Origin of the sequence: Micromonospora sp. NPDC047467 (genome assembly GCF_040643095.1) — a bacterium.
Lineage (GTDB): Bacteria > Actinomycetota > Actinomycetes > Mycobacteriales > Micromonosporaceae > Micromonospora.
In genome coordinates, this window is the sequence record NZ_JBEYTO010000001.1 from 449,331 (window position 1) to 468,578 (window position 19,248).

A 19,248-nucleotide genomic window follows, 5' to 3' on the forward strand; every position below is an offset into this window, starting at 1 on the left:
CTCCACCGGGTGGGGCAGAGGTGCGGGCCGGCCTCTGCCCTGCTGACAGCAGGCGGCGCCCTGACCAAAACAACCGGTCAGGGCGCCGCTGCGCCGTTTTCGACGGCTGCCTCCCCGGGGGCGACGGGCTGTCGGCGGATGGTGCGATGCGGTGGCCGATCGCATTGCGGCGCGGATGCTGTGGCGAGAACGAGCGCGGTCCGGGATAGCCTTGCCGGATATGGCTACCTATCGCAGCGCCTCAGTGCTTCTCGCCTCGGACGGCACCAGGACCCCCGGCACCGCCGCGCTCTTTGCTGAGCCCGCCCGCAAGGGCGGGGTCCCGCCGTGGGCAGGCGACTTCCGACCCGCCAACAGCGCCGGCAACGGCCCCAAGAACGCGGTCGGTAAGACCTTCACGTTGGAGCTGCCTGACGGCAGCACCGGCACAGTCGTGGTCCAGAGCCTCAAGCGGGGCAAGGGCGGCGTCGTGCTGGCGTTGATGGGCGAGGACGCGCCCCCCTTCTGAGTCGCCACCGCCAGTGGTGGTGGCTCGGGCCGGGCTGCCCTGGCCGGCGGGCCGCCGACCAGGGCCGTCGGTCAGCGGCGACCGGCGGCCAGGGCGACGAGGTACTGTCCGCCGCCCGCGTCGACGCTCGCGGTCACCGGCAGTCCGGGCACCAGCCGGGAGAACCGGTCGACCAGCCAGTCCGCCGCCTCCTGGGCGTCCCTCTTGCTCGGACAGCGGGCCACCAACTCCCGGCCACCCTTGCGTTCGAGTCGCTCGGCGACGGCGATCAGCGGCGCGGGCTCCACCACGTGCAGGCGGTCCGACCAGGCGATGACCACCTTGACCGCGCCCTTGCGGGTGTTGCAGGCCCGGTGCGCGAGTCGCTCGGCGACCTTGGCCTTCTTGTCGGCGGTACGGCTGTCGACGCTGGGACCACGCGGGTCGTTCACCGACCTGTCGGCGTCGACCGGCTCGTCGCACACCCAGCATCGCCAACCGTCACGCGCGGCGACGTCATCGAGGAGACTCATCCGAGCAAACTAGCCTGTCAGGATGACAGGCCTCTGCCGCGTCCGCTCGGGGGAGCGAGCGGACGCGGCAACCGTGGATGCTGTCAGGCGGTCAGTTGCCGAAGCATCTCGGCTGAATCGTGCAGGGCCGTCATCTGCACGAACCGGCCGTCGCTGACCTTGTAGATGGCGTACTCGACGATCTCGAAGGACCTGCCGGACGGCGGCACACCGAGCCACTCCTTCACCGGCGTGCCGGTGTTGATCGCGCGTACGGCGATGCGGTCACGGTCGAACAGCAGTTCCTTGACCTCCCAGCGCAGGTCCGGGACGGCGTCGACGTCGTGCTTCTGCACGTTGAGGACGTCGTCCCGGGTGCCGGGCTCGCCGTTGAGCATCACCGTGTCGTTGATGAACTCGTCCATGCCGTCGAACTTGTGGGCGTTGAGGTCGGCGACGTAGCGCAGGTACCAGTCACGCAGGTTGTTGTCAGTCATCAGATTTTCTCCTGTTTCTCGGTGTTACCAGTTGAAGGGGCCGAACTCATCGGTGAAGGTTCCGGTGGGCCCGTCGGGGCCGAGCGTGGCGAGGTGTACGACCGTCTTGGCGCTCTCCGCCGGTGACCGTCCGAATCCGTAGGCGGCGGTCAGGTCGGTGGCGGTGGCGCCGGGCTCGATCGCGTTGAACTTGATGCCCGGGTTCGCCTTGGCGTACTGGATCGTCAGCATGGTGGCCGCCGACTTGGACGCCGCGTAGAGCGCCGCCGGGAGGTTGTATTCGGGACGTTCGGGGTTGGTGACCGCCCAGAACGATCCGAGGCTGCTGGAAACGGTGACCGCCGTCGGGTTCGACGACTTGCGCAGCAGAGGCAGTGCTGCCTCGGTGACGCGGACGATCCCCACCGCGTTGGTGTCGAACACCCGCAGGGCTTTGGGGCCGCTGAGAGGGCCGTCGCCGAGGATGCCCGCGTTGTTCACCAGGACGTCGAGTCGGCCCTCCGCCGAATTGATGGTCGCCAGCGCGTCGTTCACCGACGCGTCGTCGGTGACGTCGAGCTGCACGAACCGTGCGCCCAACTCGGCCGCGGCTTTCTCGCCTCGTTCGACGTCGCGTGCGCCGATGTAGACGTTGTGGCCCAGTTCGAGAAGTTGTCTGGCTGTCTCGAAACCGATGCCCTTGTTCCCACCGGTGATCAGCGTGACGGTCATGTGTTTCCCCTGCTCTTTTGTACCGCTCGGTTGCCGGGTAACCGTAACAGGTTTTGTACTGAGCGGTAGGTGAGCCGGGTCACGATTTGTACCGCGCGGTACTATGGGGTCATGAGTGCGACATCCACGGGCGGACGACCCCGGGCCTTCGACGAGGAGGCGGTCCTCGACCGGGCGGTCGAGGTCTTCTGGCGACACGGCTACGAGGGCGCGTCCCTGAGCACCCTCACCAGCGCCATGGGCATCAACCGGCCGAGCCTGTATGCCACGTTCGGCAACAAGGAGCAGCTGTTCCAGCGTGCCTTCGCCCGCTACCACGAGACCCAGCTGACCAGCGCCCGCGCGGCACTCGAACAACCCACCGCGTACGCCGTCATCGAGGCCTTTCTGCGCGCCAGCGCCGACGGCCTCACCGCCAGTGACCACCCCGCGGGGTGCCTCTCCATCCAGGGCGGCCTGGCCTGCTCGCCGGAGAACGCCCGCATCGCCGAGATCCTGGCCGCCGGGCGGGCCGACACCGAGTCCGCGCTGGAAGAACGACTGTCCCGCGCGGGGACCGAGGGGGACCTCCCGGACGGCATGGACGCCCGGGCGCTGGCGCGATTCGTGATGGCGCTCAGCGAGGGTCACGCCGTCCACGCCGCTGCAGGCGCGACCCGCGAAGACCTCCAGGCCTCGGTCGACATCGCGCTGCGAGCCCTCGCGCTCCACCCCTGAGGCGGCGGTGAGGTAGCCCGGACCGGCAGAAGAGCCCTCCGTGCGGCCGTGTTTTCGATGGACGACGGTCACTATCCTCTGAGGCCATGGGCACCCAAGGTGACGATCGTCGTCTCTACCCGAACCTGACCCACGATCTCGTGGTCGTGGTGCCGGGGATCATGGGTAGCGAGCTGTACGACACGGTTCGGCGGCGAACTCTCTGGGGAGCGTCGGTGCCCCTGCTGCTCAGGTCCTGGCTGGACGGTGCGCCCCTGCGGGACCTGGCCCTCGACGAGCGTGAAACCGCCGGCGAGTACGGGCGCGTCCGTCCGACCCGACTGCTGCGCCTGCCGGAGTGGTTGCCGTTCCTGCGCGGGGCCGAGCCGTACACGAGGCTGGTCGACGCGGCACGCGGTTGCGTCGTGGATCCCCGGGCACTGCTGGAGTTCCCGTACGACTGGCGCCTCCCGGTCGGCCACAACTCCGGCCTGCTCGGCACCTCGGTGCTGGCGGCCCTGGAGCGGTGGCGGGCCACCCCGGAGCACGAGGGCGCGCGTCGCCGTCACCCCACCGGTCGCCCCGCCATGGTGGTGATGGTGGCCCATTCCATGGGCGGCCTGCTCGCCCGCCAGGCCGCCGCCATCCCGGGCATGCGCGAGCTGATCCGCGCCGTGGTGACCCTGGGCACCCCGTTTCACGGCTCCCTGAAGGCGGCGGCGCTGCTCAACACCGGCGTGGGCCTGCCCGTCCCGCTGCCCAGCCACCGACCGCTGGCATCCCTCGGACGCCCCGACGCCGACGACGGCGTCCGGGCGCTCGCCGCCACCCTGCCGGGGCTCTACGATCTGCTGCCCAGGTTTCGGTGTGTGGACGACGGCGGCGACGGACGCCATCTCACCTGCGCCGACGTGCGGGCACTCGGCGGCGATCCGGACCACACCGAGGCCTGGGCGAGCCGGCAAACCGCCACGGTGGGCACCCTCGACGACCATCGGCTCGTCCTCGGCGGAGCGCAGCCGACTCCGCAGAGCCTGCGCCTCAGCGACGGCGTCGTCACGCTCCTGCACACCGAACTCGGTACCAGCAGGTCGAACCGTTACGGGGACGGCACGGTGCCCACCGGATCCGCCGAGCTGCCGGGCCTTCGTCCGGTCCGCTTCGCGCAGCAGCACCAGGATCTTGCCCGGGCCGACGCGGTGCTCCGCGAGGTGACCCGGACGCTACGGGAGCGCGATCTCGACCAGCTCGGGCCGCCTCTCGGTGACGACGAGGGCGTCGGCGTCGAGGTGCCGGACACCCCGGTCGCGGCCGGGCTGGAGTGGACGGCGACGGTCCGTGGGGTGAGCCGTCCCTCCGAGGTCGAGGCCGCCGTCGTCGCACTCTCCAACGGACACCGCCGGGTGCCGTGGCCCGTCGAGATCCGCGACGGCTCGGTCCAGGTCCCGGTGACACTGCCGGCCCCCGGCCTCTACCGCCTGGAGTTGACGTCTCGCGCCGGCATCATCAGCCAGGTCGTGCTCGCCGGGCCATCGAGCGGCGCACATGGGTAGCGACGAGGCGCCGCTTCTCGTCCCCTTCCCGATCGGCAGGTACCGCGACACCAGCTGGCCCGAACTGGACGTCGACGCCGAGGTCGGTCGGCTCCACGCCATCCTGGCGGCATTCGGATGCGAACACCTGCCGTGGTCCGTGCCGCCCGAGGAGCGAGGGTCGGACGCGGTGACCGACCGGCTGCGCCTGTGGAACCAACAGTGGCCCCGGCGCGACACCATCATCTACTGGCTGGGCCACGGCTACCGCGACAGCCAGACGGCGCTCCTGGCGCACTACCTCACCGACCAGCGGCACCCCAGCGGCATCATCCCCGCCCAGATCGGCAACGAACTGGGCTACCGCGGCGACGGCGAGGCGCAGCCACCGTGGACCCTCGTGATCATCGACGCCTGCACCTCGGCGACGTTCGTCCAGCAACTCACCGCGTACGTCACCGGTCAGACCACGGCCCGGCGACTGCTGCTGTTCGGCACATCCGGCGACGGCCAGACCCGGCTCGGGGAACTGAGCCGCCAGCTCGACCAGACCCTGCGTACCCACTACGCGCGCAACGACCGGATCCCGTTGGCCGAGCTGGTCAGCCAACTGGAGACCGACGGTCTGCGCGGCGCGTACGTCGCCAGCCTGCGCATGCCGGCCGACGCGGCGCTGGTCCGACGGCACGCGCCAGTGCCCGTCACCGCGCCCGTGGACCTCGCCGCCGAGGTGGAGCAGGCGATCAACGCCCTCAGCGAAACCGAACGCCTGCACTTCGTCCGGCCGCTCCGGGGCGGCGAGGCCGGTGACCTGAGCTGGTACTTCACCGGACGGGCCACCGAGCAGCGGCGCATCGCGGGCTGGTTGCGCGAGCACGACCACGGTCTGCTGCCGGTCATCGGTGACCCGGGGGTGGGCAAATCAGCGCTCCTGGGCCAGGTTCTCGTCCAGTCCAGGCCGCCGATGCGTACGGTGCTCGCCCAGTTGGGTCTCCACCTGACAGCCGACCAGGAGGGTCGGCCCGACGACGACGTGTTCACCGCCGCGCTGCTGCTGACCGGGTTCGACCGCCGGTCCCTGGCACTGGCCATCGCCGAGGCCGGCGGGCTACCCGCGGTGCCGCCACACAACGACCCCCGGCTGCTCGCCGACTGGCTGGCTGACGGACTGCCGCCCGTCACGCTGCTCGTGGACGCCCTCGACGAAGCGCAGGAGCCCGAGGTCGTCGCCATGATGCTCGCCCGAATCGCCGAGCGGTCCGGCATCCGCGTCATCGTCGGCACCCGTCCGACGACCTCTCTGCTGGAGGCGCTGGGAGATCAGCCGGCCATCAGAGTCGAGTACGACGAGTCGACCGCCGTGGAGTACGTGGTGAGCCGACTCACCCACGCGTTCCCCGAACTTCCGGCGAAGGCGGCACTCACCTCCGCACGGCAGATCGCCGGGGGCGGTCGGGACTTCCTCTTCGCCCGCCTCGCGGTGGGCGAGCTGCTGGACCGTCCGGCTCTTCTCACCGACCCGACCGCACTCGACGCCGTCCTCGCACGCGGCCGTGGCGGGATCTTCGCCGACTGGCTCGACCGGGTCAGCGCAGAGGTGCCCGCGGTGCCGAGGTTGCTGCTGGCGCTCGCCTTCATGCGCGGTCGAGGTCTGCCGAGCGCGGCCTCGATCTGGGCGACCGTCGCGGAGGCGCTGACCGACGGGCCGCGGATCACCACCAACGACATCGCCGCCACCGTCCGGCGGCACGCGGCCGGCTATCTCGTCGCCGACCTGGAGAACGGCGCGACGGTCTACCGGTTGGCGCACAACGTCTACCAGCAGGTACTCCGCGAGCGCCATCGCGCCGACGAGGCCGCCGTACACCTGGTGATCGTGCGGGCGCTGCTGCGGCTCGCCGGTAACGCCGGCGACGCTCCGCCGCCCTACCTCATCGCGTACCTGTCCGCACACGCGGCGGCGGCCGGCCAGGCCGGATGGCGTGAACTGGCGGGCCGCCCACGGATTCTCGACCTGCTGGACGGTGCCCGGCTGCGGACCGACCTCATCCGCGACGCCCTCGGCACCCCCGACCTGCCGGCGGAGATCAGGGGGGCGACCGCCGCCGGCCACCTGCTGGCCACCGCCCGGCACGCCGACCGACGGGGCATCCGCGAGGTCGCCATGGCGCGGTACGCCGGCGTCAACCGATTCTCCGGGTACGACGACCGCGACTCCTGGTCTCTGGACGGCGCCTGGCTGGCCCGGGAGACGACGCATGCCATGGTCGGCCGACACCACGGGCTGGTGCACGCGCTGACGGCGTTCACCGGAATGGGCCGCACCCGACTGGTCAGTGCCGGCGACGACGGGGTCATCCGGCTCATCGATTCGGCGACCGGGCAGGTCGATCGGCTCGGGAGGCACGGCGGCCCCGTCTGGGCCCTCACCACGGTTCCCGAGGCGGACGGCCGCCACCTCGTCGTGTCGGGCGGCGCCGACGGCACGATCCGGTTCTGGGACCCGTACCGTCGCCGCTCCCGACCGGAGCCGCTGGTAGGGCATGTCGGCCGGGTGCGTGCGCTCGCAGCGGTGGCCACCGGGGATCGCCTCCTGCTCGTCTCCGGGGGAGAGGACAGGCTGCTGCGGGTCTGGGATCTGAAGAGCCATGAGCTGTTGTTCGTCTGCGCGGGGCACGAGCACTGGATCATGGCGGTCACCGCCTTCACCAGCGTGGACGGGCAGCCCCTGGTCGCCACCGCCGGACGTGACCGGCACCTGCGGATCTGGGATCCACTGACCGGCGAGCCGCGGGGCGTCCTGTCCGGCCACACCGACTGGGTCTACGACGTCACAAGTTTCACCGGCCGGGGCCACCAGCCGCGTCTCGCCTCGGCGGGCGGTGAGGGTCGCATCCGCATCTGGGATCCGCAGACCTGCCGGGAGGTCCAGCAGCCACTCCGGGTCGCGGGCCCGGACGGTATGAGGGCGGTGCACACGGTGGCGTCGTGCACCGGGGTTTCCGGTGCCGCGCTGCTCGTCTCCGGCGGTGACGACCGCACCGTGCGGATCTGGGACCCCAACGCGGGCGAGGAGATCCTGGTCGATCCAGAACGGAAGCACCGTCGTGGCATCCGGGCGGTGGCCGTCTTCTCCGACCAGCGACAGTTCCCGGTCGTCGCCTCGGCAGGGCACGACCACGACGTCCGGGTCTGGAACCCGTACGCCGAACCGCCGTCGGGCACCGCGGGCCGACGCCACATCGGTCGGGTCCTGGCCGTCGCGGTCTACCCCCGTCGGCGACGCCAGATGCTCGCCAGCGTCGGTGCCGATCGGAAGGTCCGGATCTGGTCGACCTCCGACGCTGAGCAGGCGGGGGACTTCATCGCGGGGCACCGGGGCGCGATCAACGCGGTCCTGGCGGCGACCGACCCCAGCGGCGCGCCCTGTCTGGTCACCACCGGCAGGGACCGGACGGTACGGATGTGGGAACCGGGCAGTGGCCGCCAGATCGGTGAGGCGAACTGGCGGCACACGGCCGAGGTGCTGACGCTCGCCGGCTTCCGTACCACCGCCGGAGAGCAGTTCGTGGTGAGCGCCGGCGTCGACAAGACGGTGGCGCTCTGGGCACTGAACACCCGCGGCCCGCGCCTGCGTGCAGTGCTGGAGGGGCACTCGGGCTGGATCAGGGCTGCCGCCGTGTTCCGCGCCAACGACGGGAGCCGGAGCGTACGCGTGGCGACCGGCGGCGACGACAGCACCATCCGACTCTGGGATCCCCTGCTGAAGCAGGAGGCCGACGAGCCGATCAGGGTGCGCGCCAAGCGGGTCCTCTCGCTCGCGGCCTACGAGGTCGGTGGTCGATGTCTCATCGCCTCGGGTTGGCGCGACGGCACCCTCCACCTGTTCGATCCGGCGTCCCGGCAACCCGCGGCCACCCCGGCCCGGGCCCACGCGAGCGGCGTGTCAGCCGTCACCACGTTCACCACACCCGCTGGGCGCCTCCTGCTCGTCACCGGCGGTTGGGACCGGACCGTACGGCTGTGGGACCCGCTGACGCTGACGCCGGTGGCCGTGCTGCCCCTTCAGGTGACCGTCAACAGCCTCGCGGTGGCCGGTCACCACATCGTGGTGGCCGCGGTGGAGGGTGTGCTGCTCGTGCACCCCGGACCGCTGCCCGCCGAGCATCGACCCGCCCCCGGCTGAACGCCCGCTGACAGCCAACCCCTCGAGAGGAAGCCGTCTCATGAGACTGACAACCCGCTGGCGCGCCATCGCGTCCGTGATCGTGTCCTTCGCCCTGGTGACCACGACCCTGGTCGCCATGCCCGCACAGGCGGCCAACCCGATCGTGACTCGATTCGCCGGGGACCCGTCAATGCTCGTCGCCAACAATCGCGTGTACGTCTACGCCACGGACGACCAGGGCAACAGCGGTACGTACTGGGACTCCAACGCGTGGCGGGTCTACTCGTCGAGCAATCTCGTCGACTGGACCGACCACGGCGCGCCCTTTTCGGTCAGCGGATTCTCCTGGGCGACGCGGTACGCCTGGGCGCCGTCCGCGGTGCAGCGCAACGGGTACTACTACCTGTACCTTCCGGTCGACCGGACCAAGATCGGGGTGGCACGCAGCACGTCGCCCACGAGCGGCTTCAGTGATCCTCGTGGCAGTTCCCTCGTGGAGCGCGGGCGCGACGCCAACACCGGCGAGGAACCGATCGACCCAGCGGCCTTCGTCGACGACAACGGGCAGGCGTACCTGTATTTCGGCGGTGCCCGCGCACCGAAGGTGATCCGGCTCAACGCCGACATGATCTCGACCTCCGGCGGTGTCCAGAACCTCACGATCACGGGCACCGGCAGCAGCACCGCCTTCGGCGAGGCCGGGTTCGTGCACAAGCGCAACGGGATCTACTACTTCTCGTACTCCACCGGCTGGCCCGGCCAGATCGCCTACGCCACCTCGAGCAGTCCGCTCGGCCCGTTCACCTATCGCGGGATCCTGCTGGACTACACCAACAACAACACCAACCACCACTCGATCGCGGAGTACAACGGCCGCTGGTACATCGCCTACCACCGCAACGGTCTGCCGGGGAGCAACGACTACCGGCGATCCCTGGCGATGGACTACCTGAACTACAACAGCGACGGAACCATTCAGCGCGTCACCCAGACCAGCGTCGGCGTCGGCACGCCCACGCTGCCGGTGAACCGCTTGCAGTCGTACAACTTCGCCGACCGCTACGTACGGCACGCCAGCTACGACGTCCGAATCGACGCGAACGTGAGCCCGTCGGCCGACAGCCAGTGGCGGATGGTGCCCGGCCTGGCCAACGCGTCCAGTGGCTACGTCTCGTTCGAGTCGGTGAACTTCCCGGGCTACTATCTCCGGCACTTCGACTACGACTTCTCGCTGGCCCGTAACGAGGGCACCGCGCAGTTCGCCGCCGATGCCACCTTCCGACGGGTGGCCGGGCTGGCCGATTCCGGCGCGGTGTCGTTCCAGTCGTACAACTTCCCGGACCGCTACATCCGGCACTGGGAGTACCTGTTGCGGCTCGACCAGATCACCGACTCCACCGGACGCGCGGACGCCACCTTCCGCGTCACCAGCTAGACCTTGGGGAGTCTGACCCGGGGGCGTCAGCCGACCTGGTGTCGGTGCGCCCCCGGCACGGGCGGTGGTTCCTGTTGCCAGGGATCTCCGGTGCCGCCGGCGGCGAGGTGTCGCTCGTAGCTGGCCACCTTGGTGTCGACGAGGTCGAGACAGTCGCGCAGTTGGGCGAGCTGCCCGGTGATGTGCTGCCGGTGTTCGCGCAGCAACGTCAGCCGCTCGGCCTCGTTGCCGCTGCCCTCGCGGACGAGTTGGGCCAGGCGGCTGATCGTGGTGAGGGGCATTCCGGTGGCCCGGAACTTCACGCAGTTCACCAACCACTCGACGTCCCAGGCACTGTAGACACGTCGGCCGGCCCGGTCGCGCCGCACCTCGCTGGCCAGCAGACCCGCCCGCTCGTAGAGCCGCAGCGTGTGCACGCTCAACCCGGTGCGCCGCGCCACCTGCCCGATGCTCAGGTCCCCGTCCGCCATGGCGTCGACGGTAGCCCGTTGACCGTTGACCTAGACCTTGGTCTAGCACCTAGCGTCCGGGCCATGACCAGCGACGCGACCCACACCACGTTCGGCGCCCACAGCACGGCCGGAGACGTCCTCGGCGAGATCGACCTCACCGGCAGGACGGCTGTCGTCACGGGCGGCTACTCCGGCCTCGGCCGCGCCACGACCCTCGCGCTCACCCGAGCGGGCGCTCGCGTCGTCGTCCCCGCCCGTAGGCCGGACGACGCGCAGCGGATGCTGGCCGGCGTGGGCGGGGTCGAGGTCGACCAGCTCGACCTCGCCGACCTCGCGTCCGTCCGGACGTTCGCCGACCGGTTCCTGCGCGACCACCCGAAGCTCGACATCCTGATCGCGAACGCCGGGGTCATGGCCTGCCCGGAGACGCGGGTCGGGCCGGGTTGGGAGGCACAGTTCGCGATCAACCACCTCGGCCACTACGCGCTGACGAACCTGCTGTGGCCCGCGCTCACCGCCGCCCGGACGGCCCGGGTGGTCTCGGTCGCCTCCGGACGTGACCCGTCGTGGCGGATCCGCTGGGATGACGTGCAGTTCGAGCGCGGCTACGACAAGTGGGCGGCCTACACCCAGTCCAAACTCGCGAACGTCCTGTTCGCCCGCCACCTCGACCTGCTCGGAAGGCCGTACGGCGTCCGCGCCTTCTCGGTCAACCCCGGCTGGATCCGCACCCCGCTGCAACGGCACCTCGCGGTCGAGGAGATGGTCGCCGCTGGCTGGATCGACGCGGACGGCACTCCGAAGCCGGGCCTTTTCAAGACCGCCGAGCAGGGCGCGGCGACGCAGGTCTGGGCCGCCACGTCGCCCGATCTCGACGCGGACGGCGGCGGCTACTGCGCGGACTGTCGCATCGTCGTCGGCGGCGACCCCACCGAAAGCGGCGGCGACCCCTCGGACAGCGGTGCGGCGGCCCGCCTCTGGGCGCTCTCGGCCGACCTGACCGGCCTCGGCCTCGTCCACTGAGCCTGGCCCGGCCGGCCCACGCACACCCGCGGCGCCGCGCGTCCATGCCCCGAGCGGCCCTGAGAGGCCGTGCCCGAGCGGTTCGGCCATGCCGAGCCGAGGGCACCTGCGGTCAGGTTTGCGTACGGAACGGGGCGAGGGTGGCGCGGATCTGGTCGGCCGCGCCCCAGTCGTCGTCGAACTGGGCCAGCACGGCGAGATGCTGCCGCAGTTGGACGATCGGCATACGGGCCCGCCAGTCGCTGTCGAGCGAGGTCAGTTCCGCGTACACGTCGAAGAAGCGTCGCGCCTCGGGCGGGGGAGCAGTGGACCAGACGTGGGCGAGGTCGACCTCGGCCCACATGTAGGACACGGCGGGGTCGATCAGCGCGGGCTGCCCGTCCGGCGTGGCCAGGATGTTCTGTGCCCACAGGTCACCGTGGGTCAGGCAGGCCGGCCGGTCGGGAAGCAGGTCGGGCAGCCTGTCGCAGAGCCGTTCCAGCGCCGCCCGGTCGCCGGGGTCGAGTGCCGCGTCGACGCGCGGCTGCCCGAGCCAGCGCAGCAACCGGTGCTGCGCGAAGAAGGCGAAGCCGTCGTCGTCCCAGGTGTTGATCTGGCGGCGGCGGCCCAGCCAGTTGTCGTGGTCCCAGCCGAAGCGCGGGGAGGTCGTGCTCAGGTGCATCCCGGCGAGCGCGTGCGCGAACCGTTCCCAGAAGTGCTCGTCGTGCGGCCTCGGCCGCAGCACCGACAGCACCAGCAGGTCCCGGCCCGCAAGGATCACCTCAGGCGTCGCCACGCCGCCGCGCTCGCACAGGGCGGCCAACCCGTGCGCCTCCGTGACGAAGACGTCCTCGGCTGGTGCGTCGGCGAACGCCTTGACGAACACCGCAGGCGCGTCCCGGCGGGTGGCTATGCCGGCGAGCGCCGCGAGCCCACCCGTCACCGGCTCGACCGCCACGACGTCGCGCATCCCGGCCCGGTGCAGGCGTTCCAGCAGGATCTTCGAATCCATCGGGCCGCACTCCCTTGGGGCCGGGGCGTCTGCCGGCCGATCGTAGGGGACGGTTGACGATCGAGGAACAGCTCCACGTCGCACCGTACGTGAGGGTGCATGTCACTCGCATCAGGGCTCGCGGCTCGAACCGGCTGACGTTTGTCGGCTCGCGAGTCCTGTCAGCTCAGTCGTCGTCCTCGTCGTTGTCGGTGGGGAACAGCAGCATGTCCGCGACAAAGCAGGTCACGCTCTCGGCAGCGTCATAGCCGATCCAGGTGGGGTAGGCACCGTCGCCCCAGCCGCTGGACCAGGCGACCATCGCTCCGGAGTCAATCGTGCGATGCCGGGGATCGATCAGGCCGTCGAGGGTCAGCCAGACGTCCTTCATCCGCTCGCGGGCGTCCGCATCGACGAAGCAGGCCATGCCCGCGTCCACGCCGAACCCGAAGAACTCCCGATGGCCCAGATCGATCGGCTCCTGGCCATCACGCAAGGCCAGCTCCCACCGCACGGTGGGCCGGTCGTTGACGTCAAGGCGGGCAGCGCACACCCGGCGGTGGCGCGGGTCGTCGAGGAAGGTGGCAAGGCTGATCGAGACCGGGTACGCGCCCGCTGGCACGCTGACGGTGAACGGCTCGGCGTCGAACTCCAGCGACGAGGGGTCGGCCGCCACCAGACGGCCGGAGGTCAGGCGAAGCTCCCCGGCCTGATGAACCGACAGGCGAAGCCGCTTGTCGTGGATGTCGACGATGGCGCCGGAGACGAACAGCTCCGCAATGCCGTCGGGCCGCAGGGGACGGGGCGGTCGCCACGGCGCGCGGGTCTCCACGCGCACCGGCAGCTCGTGCTGGACGGCGTCGACAATCTCGGCGGATGCCTCCCCGGCGAGGCGCAACAGCTCGTTCCATTGGCCAAAAGCCGGGATGGGAAGCCTTGGTGGTCGCTGCTCCGACGTGGACTCCTGCCGGGCACCCCGGTCTCCGCGCGGCTCCACGATGTCGGCACGCATTCCGGAGATGCCGTACGTCGTGGTTGTCCTAGCCGCGACGTGCGGATACTCGTACTTGCCCGCGTCGGCTGGGCCATCCCAGGTGCGGGCTTCGCGCAGGAACAGGTCGCCTTCGTCGGTGCCGCGCAGCAGGTGCCGAGACAGTTGCCTGTCAGCGGGGTCGAATCGAGTGATTCGGCAATACCCATCGCTCCAGGACAGGTCCATCACCGCGCACAGCCGACCGTTGAGCAACAGCAGGACGGTGTACGGCTCGCCCACCGCGTCGCGTGCTCTCGCATCAACCGACGTCAACGGGTTGACCACGCCGGCGTCCCACCCGTCGCAGTAGACAGCCTCAAGCCTCGCTGGCACGGCGGTGACCCTACCTGCCGCCTCGACCCGCGTCGTGGGGGCCAGGCCGGTCGCCTGACCCCCACTGGTGTGGGCGTCAGCCCAGGTACTTCTCCCACGGGCCGGTGATGGCCAGGGTGAGGCCGGGGTCCTGCATGTTGACGAAGAGGACCTTGCCGTCGGCGGTGAAGGTCGGCCCGCAGAACTCCGAGTCGTTGAGCTGGTTGCGGGCGATCGCGTACGTCGGGCCGCCCGGAGTCGCGCTGAGCACGTGGGAGGCGCCCGAGCCGTCCTCGGCGAGGACGAGGCTTCCCCACGGGGTGACTGTCACGTTGTCGGGGCCGTCGAACGTGAGGTCGTTGTACCGGACCGGCGTCCCCTCCTCCGAGGCGGTCTGGTGCGGGAAGTACGTCACCAGTTGAATCGTCTGGTCCCTGTAGTTGTAGAACCAGACCATGCCGTCGTGCGGAGCCGCGTCCGCCGGCAGGTCACCGTCGTCCCAGGCGTAGGAGTTGACCACGTACACGCCCTCGTCGGTGCCCCACACGCCCTCGAACTTGCGGCCGCGGGTGACCTGGCCGTCGGTGAACTGCTCGCGCACGGGCTTGTTCCGCGCGTCGCGGTCGGGCACCTCGATCCACCGGACCGGGAAGGGTCGGCCCAACTGGGCGGAGGTCAGGTAGGCGACGTCGGGCAGCACCGAGCCGTCGTCCATGATGATCTGCATCGCGGCGAGGACGCCCGCGTTCGGTGCGAGACGGGTGAGCACGCCCGGCCCCAGCTTCACGCCGTGTGGCGCCGTCCAGCGGTAGAAGAGGCCGTTGGGCTCGTCGGCGTCCTCGGAGAGGTAGATCCTGGTGCGGTCCCTGTCGACCGCCAGGGCCTCGTGGGAGTAGCGGCCCAGGCACTTGACCGGCCTCGGGTCCGCGCTGCCGTCGGCCCAGACCTCGAAGACGTAGCCGTGGTCCTTCTGGTAGACGCCGGACCGGCCGCCCTCTTCCCACTCGTCGCCGGCCCGGTCCTCGGTCTCCTCGCAGGTGAGCCAGGTCCCCCAGGGGGTCGGCCCGCCGGCGCAGTTGGAGATGGTGCCGGAGAGGGCGACGAACTCACCCAGGTTCCGGCCCGCACGGTCGGTCTTGATCACGGTGCAACCGCCGGCGTCGACGGCACCCGGGTCGTACACCGTGCCCTTGACGTGCGGCACTCCGAACTCGGCGCCGGGGTCGATCTCGTGGTTCTGGATCAGGTGGTAGCGACCGCTGCCGGCGTCGTAGACAGCCATGCCGTCGTGGTCGGCCGGGGTCGCGCCCTGGCCGCGGTCGAGCCGGGTGACCCCGGTCCGGGTGACCACTGTGTAGCTGAAGCCCTTGGGCAGGGCCAGGATGCCCTTGGGGTCGTTTACGAGCGGGGGGAAGGGCACGGGCCCGGCCTTGACCGGCGGGTGCGGCCGGCCCGGGCTGGCCTGCGCCAGCGACGGCAGCCCGCCGGCGACGGCAAGGCCCACGCCGGCGGCGGCGCTGCCCGCGAGGAAGGTACGACGAGAGGAAGGCACGTGGATCAGCTCCTGGTCCAGGCAAGTGCGACGCCTGACAGCCAATCCGCATGGACCGACTCCGACACGTCATCGATGCGATCGACCGGTGACATCGGAGTGACGATCAGGGGGTGGGAGGTGTGTAGCCGAGCTCGCGTGAGATCTTGTTCGCGGTCTCCAGCAGGAGCGGAAGGGCGCTCATCAGCTCGTCGAGGCTGGCGATGACCTCGATCGCCGTCATCGAGGCGGCGGCGATGACCTGCCCTCGCGAATCCCTGACCGGTGCGGCCACACACATCACGTACGCGTCGTGTTCGCCGTTGTCGGTGGCCCAGCCGCGTTCGCGGATGCTGGTGAGTTCGGCTTCGAGGGAGTCGTGGTCGGTCAGGGTGGTGTCGGTGAACCGTTCGAAGACCACGTGGGAGAGGAGACGGTCGCGCTCATCCGGGGGCAGGTAGGCAACGATCGTCTTGCCGACGGCGCTCGCGTAGATCGACACCGCGCGCCCGACCCGGGACGGCAGCTTCACGGCGTCGAACGCCTGACTGTCGACCTTGTCGATGTAAATGATCTCGTCGCCGGTCAGCTGCGCCAGGTGTACGGTGTGGCCGGTATCGCGCTGGAGCGCACGGAGGTGCGCGGCGGCGAACTGCCGCAGGTCCATCGAGCCGAGCGCGAGCTCGGACAACTCGATGACCCCGCTGCCGAGCACGTAGGTGCCCGCGCCGGTCCGGCGCACGAAGCGGGCGGCCTCCAGCGTCTGCAGGATCCGCAGGGCCGTGGACTTGTGGACGCCGAGCACCTCTGCCGCCTCCGTGAGCGACAACGGGTGCTCCGCCGACCGACGGATGAGGTCGATCGCGCGGCGAATCGATTGCGCCAAGACCCTGTCTCCCCTCGCACGGCGGGTTGACCCGTCGCTGTCGTTGCATCATATGCAATGTAGTTCACGGGCCGCGCAATCATTGCTTGACACCGTTGCACATGGCGCTACGATCGTTGCAATTTCCTCCGATTGACTCTGATGGGTATTGGTCGCCCCGTCGATCGCGGCGAAGGGCTGGGCGAAACATGAAGATCGTCGCTGTCGACACACCGGTCGTCGGCTTCCACCGCGCCAACCGCGCCATCGTGGAGAGCGGCTCATGACGGAACTGGCCGCTGGTGCGGACTGGTTCGGTTCCCCCGCCGAGGCGCTGCCGGACGACGTCGACCAGAGCGTCCTCATCGGTCGGGTCTGGGACCCGTCCGTCGACGGCCCCTCGCCCGTCACCGTGCGGGACGGCGAGGTCATCGACCTCAGCCACCTGTTCCCGACCATCCGGGACGTGTGCGAGCTGCCGGATCCCGCCGCGACGGTGGCCGGGCTTGACGGGCCACGGGTGGGCGACTTCGGGGAGATCCTGGCCAACACGGCCGCCGCGTCCCCGGACCGTACCCGGCCCTGGTTGCTGGCCCCGGTCGACCTCCAGGCGCTCAAGGCCGCGGGCGTGACCTTCCCGGTCTCGATGATCGAACGCGTCATCGAGGAGCGGGCACGGGGAGACCTGGCGGTGGCGGCGGACATCCGTCGGCGCATGTCCGACGACATCGGCACCGACCTGTCCAGCCTGGAGCCGGGCTCGACGGAGGCAGAGAGGCTCAAGAACCTGCTGGTCGGCGAGGGCCTCTGGAGCCAGTACCTGGAGGTGGGGATCGGCCCGGACGCGGAGATCTTCACCAAGGGACAGATCCTCTCCGCCGTCGGCACCGCCGTGCCGGTCGGTGTGCTCGCCGCGTCGACCTGGAACAACCCGGAGCCCGAGGTCACGCTCATCGTCCAGTCCAGCGGCCGGATCGTCGGCGCCACCCTCGGCAACGACGTGAACCTGCGGGACGTCGAGGGCCGCTCGGCGCTCCTGCTGCCGCTGGCGAAGGACAACAACGCCTCGTGTTCCCTCGGCCCGCTGATCCGGCTCTTCGACGAGCGCTTCGGCCTGGAACAGGTGCGTGAGCTGAAGGTGGGTCTGGAGGTCTGCGGGGTGGACGGCTTCCGACTGGAGGCGGTCTCGGAGATGACGCGGATGTCGCGCGACCCGGAGGCGCTGGTGCGTCAGCTGATCGGCCCACACCACCGCTACCCCGACGGTGCCGCCCTGATGCTCGGCACCATGTTCGCGCCCATCCAGGATCGGGACCGCCCCGGCGAGGGCTTCACCCACAAGGTCGACGACGTGGTGCGGATCAGCTGCCCGTCACTCGGCACCCTGGTCAACCGTGTGCGGCACGCGGAGATGTGCGAGCCCTGGCAGTTCGGGGTCCGGGCTCTGATGGCCAACCTGGCAAAGAGAGGACTGCTGTGAACGTGGTCAGCACGGTCGATCCGCGCGACGGCCGACGCCGCGCGACGGATCTCACCGAGACCGACGAGTCCCGGCTGGAGGCGATCGCCGGCCAGGCGTCCGGGGCGGCGCAGTGGTTGTCCGGTCTGGGCAGACTCGGCAGGGCGGAGATGCTGGACGCGATCGCCGCGTCCCTGGAGTCCCACCGCGCGGAGTTGGTCGCCGCCGCGGAGACGGAGACCGGGCTGAGCCACGCGCGTCTTGACCAGGAACTCACCCGGGCCGCGCTCCAGTTCCGTCTCTTCGGCGACGTGCTGCGCGACGGCGGGTACGTCGAGGCGGCCATCGACCACGCGGCCGAGACACCGCTCGGGCCCGGCCCGGATCTGCGGCGGATGCTCGTACCCCTCGGGCCGGTCGCCGTTTTCGGGGCCAGCAACTTCCCGTTCGCGTTCTCGGTCGCCGGGGGCGACACCGCCGCCGCGCTCGCCGCGGGCTGTCCCACCGTCCTGAAGGCCCACCCGTCGCACCCGCTGACCTCGCACGCCTCCGCCGAGGCGATCGGGTCGGCGGTCCGCGGCCTGGGCGGGCCCGACGGCGTGATCGCCACCGTGTACGGGGAGCAGGCCGGTCGCGCACTGGTGCGCCACCCCGCGATACGCGCGGCGGCCCTGACCGGTTCCGTCGGCGCCGCGCGTGCCATCCAGGCGGCCATCGACGAACGGCCCGATCCCATTCCCTTCTACGCCGAGCTGAGCAGCGTGAACCCGATCGTCGTCCTGCCCGGCGCGTCCGCCGACCGGGCCGACCAGATCGCCGAAGGGCTGTTTGTCTCCTTCACCGGCTCGGGCGGTCAGCTGTGCACCAAACCGGGTCTGGCGTTCGTGTCGTCGGATCCGGACGGTGAGCACCTGGTCGACGCGCTGCGGGAAAGGGTCGCCGCCTCGGGCGGCACGGTGCTGCTAAACGAGCGCATCCGGGACGCGTACGAGAGCGGGGCCAGGGCGTTCGAGCGGGCCGGCGCTGAGGTCGTGGCGCGGCCCGTGGTCGATCCTGGCGTGGGTTTCACCGTCGCGCCGACGCTCCTGGAGGTCGGTCTGCCGGGGCTGACCGCCGAGATCGCCGACGAGTGTTTCGGCCCGCTCATGGTCGTGGTCCGGTACCGCGACGTCGCCGACCTCGACGCCGTGCTGGCGACCGTCGCGCCGTCGTTGACCGGCTCCGTCCATCTCGGACCGCGCGATGATGCCGCCGTCGTACGCCGGCTGGCCGACGTTCTCGCCGCCAGCTCGGGTCGCATCGTCTTCGACGGATATCCCACCGGTGTCCGGGTGTCGTGGGCCCAGCACCACGGTGGGCCCTGGCCGTCGACCAATGCCGTGCACACCTCGGTGGGCGCCACGTCGATCCGGCGATTCCTTCGGCCGCTCGCGTGGCAGAACGCGCCGGAATGGATCCTCCCCGAGGAACTGCGCGACGAGTACACCGTCATTCCCCGGCGCGTCGATGGACGGCTCGAATTCGACCTCTGACGCCGGCGCCCGTCAACATCCCGATGACAGAGA

The 19,248-nt window shown here is 70.6% G+C and carries 16 protein-coding genes; 8 read left to right on the forward strand and 8 right to left on the reverse strand.

Going from position 1 to position 19,248, the window contains the following annotated elements; all coding sequences use genetic code 11:
* The first annotated feature begins 220 nt into the window (after nt 1–220).
* On the forward strand, nt 221–508 hold the full coding sequence (locus ABZ780_RS01825) for a hypothetical protein (protein WP_356999243.1): 288 nt from the start codon (nt 221–223) through the stop codon (nt 506–508).
* A 71-nt stretch (nt 509–579) separates the two neighbouring features.
* On the opposite strand, the gene ABZ780_RS01830 is transcribed toward ABZ780_RS01825, so the two are convergent.
* The 3 genes from ABZ780_RS01830 to ABZ780_RS01840 form a co-directional block, all read right to left on the reverse strand.
* Nucleotides 580–1,020 (reverse strand): hypothetical protein, encoded by a 441-nt coding sequence (locus ABZ780_RS01830; RefSeq protein ID WP_357483132.1) that lies wholly within the window; start codon nt 1,018–1,020, stop codon nt 580–582.
* Nucleotides 1,021–1,103: 83 nt separating this feature from the next.
* Nucleotides 1,104–1,496, reverse strand: coding sequence for an ester cyclase (locus ABZ780_RS01835; RefSeq protein WP_356999247.1), 393 nt, complete (start codon nt 1,494–1,496; stop codon nt 1,104–1,106).
* Nucleotides 1,497–1,520: 24 nt separating this feature from the next.
* Nucleotides 1,521–2,207 (reverse strand): SDR family NAD(P)-dependent oxidoreductase, encoded by a 687-nt coding sequence (locus ABZ780_RS01840; RefSeq protein WP_357483135.1) that lies wholly within the window; start codon nt 2,205–2,207, stop codon nt 1,521–1,523.
* 111 nt (nt 2,208–2,318) lie between these two features.
* On the opposite strand from ABZ780_RS01840, the gene ABZ780_RS01845 reads away from it, so the two are divergent.
* The 4 genes from ABZ780_RS01845 (at nt 2,319) to ABZ780_RS01860 (ending at nt 10,038) form a co-directional block, all read left to right on the forward strand.
* On the forward strand, nt 2,319–2,924 hold the full coding sequence (locus ABZ780_RS01845) for a TetR/AcrR family transcriptional regulator (protein ID WP_356999252.1): 606 nt from the start codon (nt 2,319–2,321) through the stop codon (nt 2,922–2,924).
* An 86-nt stretch (nt 2,925–3,010) separates the two neighbouring features.
* Nucleotides 3,011–4,456, forward strand: a complete 1,446-nt coding sequence (locus ABZ780_RS01850; protein ID WP_356999254.1) for a hypothetical protein — start codon at nt 3,011–3,013, stop codon at nt 4,454–4,456.
* The gene (locus ABZ780_RS01855) at nt 4,449–8,621 is read left to right on the forward strand and encodes a hypothetical protein (protein WP_357483139.1); all 4,173 of its coding nucleotides are present in this window, start codon (nt 4,449–4,451) and stop codon (nt 8,619–8,621) included. Before ABZ780_RS01850 ends, ABZ780_RS01855 begins: the two co-directional genes overlap by 8 nt.
* A 40-nt stretch (nt 8,622–8,661) precedes the next feature.
* Nucleotides 8,662–10,038, forward strand: coding sequence for an AbfB domain-containing protein (locus ABZ780_RS01860; protein ID WP_356999260.1), 1,377 nt, complete (start codon nt 8,662–8,664; stop codon nt 10,036–10,038).
* Between the two features lie 26 nt (nt 10,039–10,064).
* Here the strand turns inward: ABZ780_RS01860 and ABZ780_RS01865 are convergent, their stop codons facing one another.
* A complete protein-coding gene (locus ABZ780_RS01865) occupies nt 10,065–10,508 on the reverse strand; it encodes a MerR family transcriptional regulator (protein WP_356999263.1) in 444 nt (147 codons plus the stop codon).
* 63 nt (nt 10,509–10,571) lie between these two features.
* Between ABZ780_RS01865 and ABZ780_RS01870 the strand changes: the two genes are divergently transcribed.
* Complete coding sequence (locus ABZ780_RS01870) at nt 10,572–11,513, forward strand: oxidoreductase (RefSeq protein WP_357483142.1); 942 nt, start codon at nt 10,572–10,574, stop codon at nt 11,511–11,513.
* 112 nt (nt 11,514–11,625) lie between these two features.
* Here the strand turns inward: ABZ780_RS01870 and ABZ780_RS01875 are convergent, their stop codons facing one another.
* The 4 genes from ABZ780_RS01875 to ABZ780_RS01890 all read right to left on the reverse strand — a co-directional run bounded on the left by ABZ780_RS01875 (nt 11,626) and on the right by ABZ780_RS01890 (nt 16,245).
* A complete protein-coding gene (locus tag ABZ780_RS01875) occupies nt 11,626–12,504 on the reverse strand; it encodes a fructosamine kinase family protein (RefSeq protein WP_357483145.1) in 879 nt (292 codons plus the stop codon).
* Between the two features lie 166 nt (nt 12,505–12,670).
* A complete protein-coding gene (locus ABZ780_RS01880) occupies nt 12,671–13,801 on the reverse strand; it encodes a DUF4241 domain-containing protein (protein WP_356999272.1) in 1,131 nt (376 codons plus the stop codon).
* Between the two features lie 124 nt (nt 13,802–13,925).
* The gene (locus ABZ780_RS01885; protein ID WP_357483149.1) at nt 13,926–15,380 is read right to left on the reverse strand and encodes an alkaline phosphatase PhoX; all 1,455 of its coding nucleotides are present in this window, start codon (nt 15,378–15,380) and stop codon (nt 13,926–13,928) included.
* Between the two features lie 106 nt (nt 15,381–15,486).
* Nucleotides 15,487–16,245, reverse strand: a complete 759-nt coding sequence (locus ABZ780_RS01890; RefSeq protein WP_357483152.1) for an IclR family transcriptional regulator — start codon at nt 16,243–16,245, stop codon at nt 15,487–15,489.
* A gap of 262 nt (nt 16,246–16,507) precedes the next feature.
* Here ABZ780_RS01890 and ABZ780_RS01895 point away from each other — a divergent pair, with 262 nt between their 5' ends.
* A complete protein-coding gene (locus ABZ780_RS01895) occupies nt 16,508–17,704 on the forward strand; it encodes a fumarylacetoacetate hydrolase family protein (protein ID WP_357483155.1) in 1,197 nt (398 codons plus the stop codon).
* Entirely contained in the window at nt 17,701–19,215 is a 1,515-nt protein-coding gene (locus ABZ780_RS01900; RefSeq protein ID WP_357483158.1) for an aldehyde dehydrogenase (NADP(+)), read from the forward strand. Before ABZ780_RS01895 ends, ABZ780_RS01900 begins: the two co-directional genes overlap by 4 nt.
* The last annotated feature ends 33 nt before the right edge of the window (nt 19,216–19,248 follow it).

What these genes read in the sequence shown, in the direction of transcription:
- ABZ780_RS01825 (WP_356999243.1), top strand. Translation starts at nt 221, where the DNA reads ATGGCTACCTATCGCAGCGCCTCAGTGCTTCTCGCCTCGGACGGCACC.
- ABZ780_RS01830 (WP_357483132.1), bottom strand. Translation starts at nt 1,020, where the DNA reads ATGAGTCTCCTCGATGACGTCGCCGCGCGTGACGGTTGGCGATGCTGG.
- ABZ780_RS01835 (WP_356999247.1), bottom strand. Translation starts at nt 1,496, where the DNA reads ATGACTGACAACAACCTGCGTGACTGGTACCTGCGCTACGTCGCCGAC.
- ABZ780_RS01840 (WP_357483135.1), bottom strand. Translation starts at nt 2,207, where the DNA reads ATGACCGTCACGCTGATCACCGGTGGGAACAAGGGCATCGGTTTCGAG.
- ABZ780_RS01845 (WP_356999252.1), top strand. Translation starts at nt 2,319, where the DNA reads ATGAGTGCGACATCCACGGGCGGACGACCCCGGGCCTTCGACGAGGAG.
- ABZ780_RS01850 (WP_356999254.1), top strand. Translation starts at nt 3,011, where the DNA reads ATGGGCACCCAAGGTGACGATCGTCGTCTCTACCCGAACCTGACCCAC.
- ABZ780_RS01855 (WP_357483139.1), top strand. Translation starts at nt 4,449, where the DNA reads ATGGGTAGCGACGAGGCGCCGCTTCTCGTCCCCTTCCCGATCGGCAGG.
- ABZ780_RS01860 (WP_356999260.1), top strand. Translation starts at nt 8,662, where the DNA reads ATGAGACTGACAACCCGCTGGCGCGCCATCGCGTCCGTGATCGTGTCC.
- ABZ780_RS01865 (WP_356999263.1), bottom strand. Translation starts at nt 10,508, where the DNA reads ATGGCGGACGGGGACCTGAGCATCGGGCAGGTGGCGCGGCGCACCGGG.
- ABZ780_RS01870 (WP_357483142.1), top strand. Translation starts at nt 10,572, where the DNA reads ATGACCAGCGACGCGACCCACACCACGTTCGGCGCCCACAGCACGGCC.
- ABZ780_RS01875 (WP_357483145.1), bottom strand. Translation starts at nt 12,504, where the DNA reads ATGGATTCGAAGATCCTGCTGGAACGCCTGCACCGGGCCGGGATGCGC.
- ABZ780_RS01895 (WP_357483155.1), top strand. Translation starts at nt 16,508, where the DNA reads ATGACGGAACTGGCCGCTGGTGCGGACTGGTTCGGTTCCCCCGCCGAG.